Origin of the sequence: uncultured Campylobacter sp., from assembly GCF_938030785.1 — a bacterium.
GTDB lineage: Bacteria > Campylobacterota > Campylobacteria > Campylobacterales > Campylobacteraceae > Campylobacter_B.
Map to the genome: position 1 here is coordinate 1 of NZ_CALHIK010000173.1, position 3,337 is coordinate 3,337.

General features: G+C 51.1%; 2 protein-coding genes. Both read left to right on the forward strand.

What is annotated here, in order from left to right; translation table 11 throughout:
* Positions 1 to 174: 174 nt before the first annotated feature.
* Positions 175 to 834: a hypothetical protein gene (locus Q0438_RS09985; protein ID WP_299190561.1), complete on the forward strand. Its 660-nt coding sequence runs from the start codon at positions 175 to 177 to the stop codon at positions 832 to 834.
* Entirely contained in the window at positions 824 to 3,031 is a 2,208-nt protein-coding gene (locus Q0438_RS09990; RefSeq protein WP_299190562.1) for an endonuclease MutS2, read from the forward strand. Before Q0438_RS09985 ends, Q0438_RS09990 begins: the two co-directional genes overlap by 11 nt.
* The last annotated feature ends 306 nt before the right edge of the window (positions 3,032 to 3,337 follow it).

Below are 3,337 nucleotides of genomic sequence, written 5' to 3' on the forward strand. Positions count from 1 at the left end.
GCGAGAAGATAGAATTTAGCGATATTTTCGGCGTCCGCCACATCATAAACGACGGCCTCGTGATTGGCTTCGGTGCAGGCGACATTACCTATCAGCTACGCGGAGAATTTTAAGCTTGAAAACTCTCGCCGAATTTACGAGCCAAACTCCGCTGCGGGCGGGCAAGGATAGAATTTGAGATTTTTAGTATTTGTTTTCGCATTTTTATTTATCGCGGCGATCTTTTTCGTGCGGGACGAAATTTTAAGCAAAAGGGCCAAAATCATCGTCACGACGCTGATCATGCTGCTGTGCGCGGGGGCGTATTTTTACGAAAGCGCAAGCGAGCGATCCGCCAAGCTTGAGGAGGAGATGGTGTTTAAATTTAATGCGGGCGCTAGATTAAGATGCGGCGGCGCGATAAATTCTGCTGCCGAAACACGCGGCGCGGATGCGAAAAATTTAAGCTCGCAAGACGGCGAGGCAAATTTAAACGCACAAAGCAAAGCTACTTCCGCCATGCAAAGCTCCACTACGCAAACGAACGAGCAGGCTTCCGCTGCGCAAAACTCTTCCGCGCAAACTAGCGGCGCTGTTTCGAGCGGGCAAAATTCCGCGCAAAGCCCTACTTCGCAAAATTCTACGCAGCAAGGCTTAAATCCGCTAAGCTCCGCGCAGAATTCTAAAACTACGCAAAATTTTGCCGCAGACAAAGAGCAGGCCTCCGCGCAGATCGTAACGCGAGAAAATTTCACCTACTCCTTTTCGCTGGGCGCTTTCATCGCCAAAAAAAGCGTGGGCGCGGAGTTTAAGGGCAAAACCTACAAGATCAAAGAGTGCGTTTATGATCAGTGACGAACTCTTTACGCGCCTCGATCTAGGCGAGTATCTAGCCAAATTTAAAAGCTTTTTAGCACGCGAAAAGCCGCTGTTTTTAAGCGGCGATAGTAAGCTAAATTTTGAAAAAATTTCAGAACTTACGAAATTTGATCTCGCGCAGTGCGAGAGCGTCGCGAACCTAGACGACGCGCTGATGCGCATCTGCAAGCGCGGCGTGCTTCATATCAGCGAAATTTACGAGTTCAGCAAGATCGTCCGATATTTTCTGTATCTCAAAAAGCAGCCTTTTGAGGGCAAACTCGCCGCTTGGCTTGCAAAGATCGAAATTCCTGCGCCCATCGCGCAATTAAAGGATTATTTCGACGATCAGGGCGGCTTTCGCGACGCGATAGACGAGCGCTTCGGCGCGCTAAATGAGGCTTTTAAGATAAAAAAGGGCGAGATCGAGCAGATGCTAAAAAGGCTGATCTATTCCAAAGCCCTTTCGCCCTATCTCGCCGACACGCAGATCCACTACATAAGCGACACCGAGGCTCTGCTGGTGCGCGGCGGCTTCAACCACGTGCTAAAAGGCAGCGTCGTAGCGCGCTCAAGCGGAGGCTATTTTTACGTGCTTCCAGACGCGATTGCAGCTCTGAAGTCCGCTCAAAGCGCAATTTTGGATAAGAAAGAGCAGATCGTTTTCGAGCATTGCAAGCAGATCAGCGCGATTTTCAATAAGAATTTAGCTTTTCTGAAATTTATAAACGCCGCCTTCGACGCGATCGATGCGCTGATTGCGCGCGCGGCGATGGCAAGAGCGAGCGATTATGAGTTCGTCCTGCCAGAGCCCTCGCGCGACATCGTCCTAGACAGCTTCGCCCACCCTGCGCTTAAAAATCCAAAGCGCGTGAGCGTGGAATTTACGGGTAAAATTCTGCTCATCACCGGCGTGAATGCGGGCGGAAAATCGATGCTTTTAAAAAGCATTCTAAGCGCGGCGCTGCTAGCTAAGTATCTCCTTCCGATGCCTATTCGCGCAAGCCTCAGCCGCATCGGCACCTTTAAAGAGTTCGAGCTCATAATGGAGGATCCGCAAAACTCCAAAAACGACATTTCGACCTTTGCGGGCAGGATGGTTGCCTTTAGCAAGCTGTTCGGGCGCAAAGAAATTCTAATCGGCGTCGATGAGATCGAGCTGGGTACCGATTTTGAGGAGGCTGCGAGCCTATACGGCGCGATGATCGAGCAGCTGATAAGCGGCGATGTAAAAATGATCATCACCACGCATCACAAGCGCCTGGCGATGCTGCTTGCGAAAGATCCGCGCGTGGAGCTGCTGGCGGCGCTTTACGACGAGAAAAACAGCGCGCCGAAATATGAGTTTTTAAAGGGCACGATCGGCAAATCCTACGCCTTTGAAACCGCGCTGCGCTACGGCATAGCGCAAAATTTGATCGCCGCGGCGCGCAAAAACTACGGCGAGAGCAAAGAGAACCTAAACGAAGCGATCTCAAAAGCGATAAATTTGGAGCTTGAGCTAAAACAAAAACTAGCCCAAACACAGCAAAAAGAGGAGAAGTTAGACGCGCTGAGCGAGGCGCTGAAAGATCAGCGCGAGCGCGCGCAAAGCGAGCTGAAGGCAGAGCTTTTAAGGCTACAAAACGAATATTACCGCGCCATTTCGGAGGCTAAACGCAGCGTGAGCCTAAACGACGTGCGCGAAAAACAGCGCGCCATAAACCGCGCAAACGAGCTCGCACGAGCCGTGCAGCAGCCCGAACTTAGCGCTCCTGAGCCGCAAAGCTTCAATGTGGGCGATCGCGTAAAATACGGCAAGATCAAGGGCGAAATTTTATCGCTCAGCAAAACCCAGGCGCTGATGCTAAGCGACGGTATCAGGCTGCGCGTGCCGCTTAGCGAGCTAAAGCGCAGCGGTGCGATGCCCGCGCCCGTAAAAAACATCAGCATCAAGGTGCAAAAGCCCTCCTCTGCGTCGCTCGTGCTCGATCTGCACGGCTTGTGCGCCGAGGAAGCGACCTCTAGGCTTGATAAATTCATCAGCCAAAGCCTCGTGATGGGCTTTGATGAGATCATCGTCAAGCACGGCATCGGCACGGGCAAGCTCGCGTTCGCGGTAAAGGAGTTTTTAAAAACGCACCCGAGCGTCAAGGGCTTTCGCGACGGCACGCCCGCAGAAGGGGGCTTCGGCTCAAAGATCGTCTCACTTTAGGCTTAGGCTCAAAGGCCTTTTCGCTTCAGACGCCAGCGCGAATGATTTAGACGCGGAATTTCGCCGTGGAATTTTAAATTTTACGCCCGCGATGTAATAGAGTTCTTAAATTAAATCTGGAATGCAACTCGCCTATTGTAGGCGCAGAATTAATCAGGGGTTGGGCTTAGATGTAGAATTTCGCAGCAGAATTCCAACCCGCAATTTCGCACGAGAGTTTTACAGCTTGGCTTTGCGCTAAAATTTCAGAGAGAATTTGCGTTAAATTTACGCAATGTAGCTATTTTCAGCGCGACTATGCTAGAA

Bases quoted from the DNA above. Each gene is read 5' to 3' on its own strand.
- Q0438_RS09990 (WP_299190562.1), top strand. From the start codon at position 824: ATGATCAGTGACGAACTCTTTACGCGCCTCGATCTAGGCGAGTATCTA.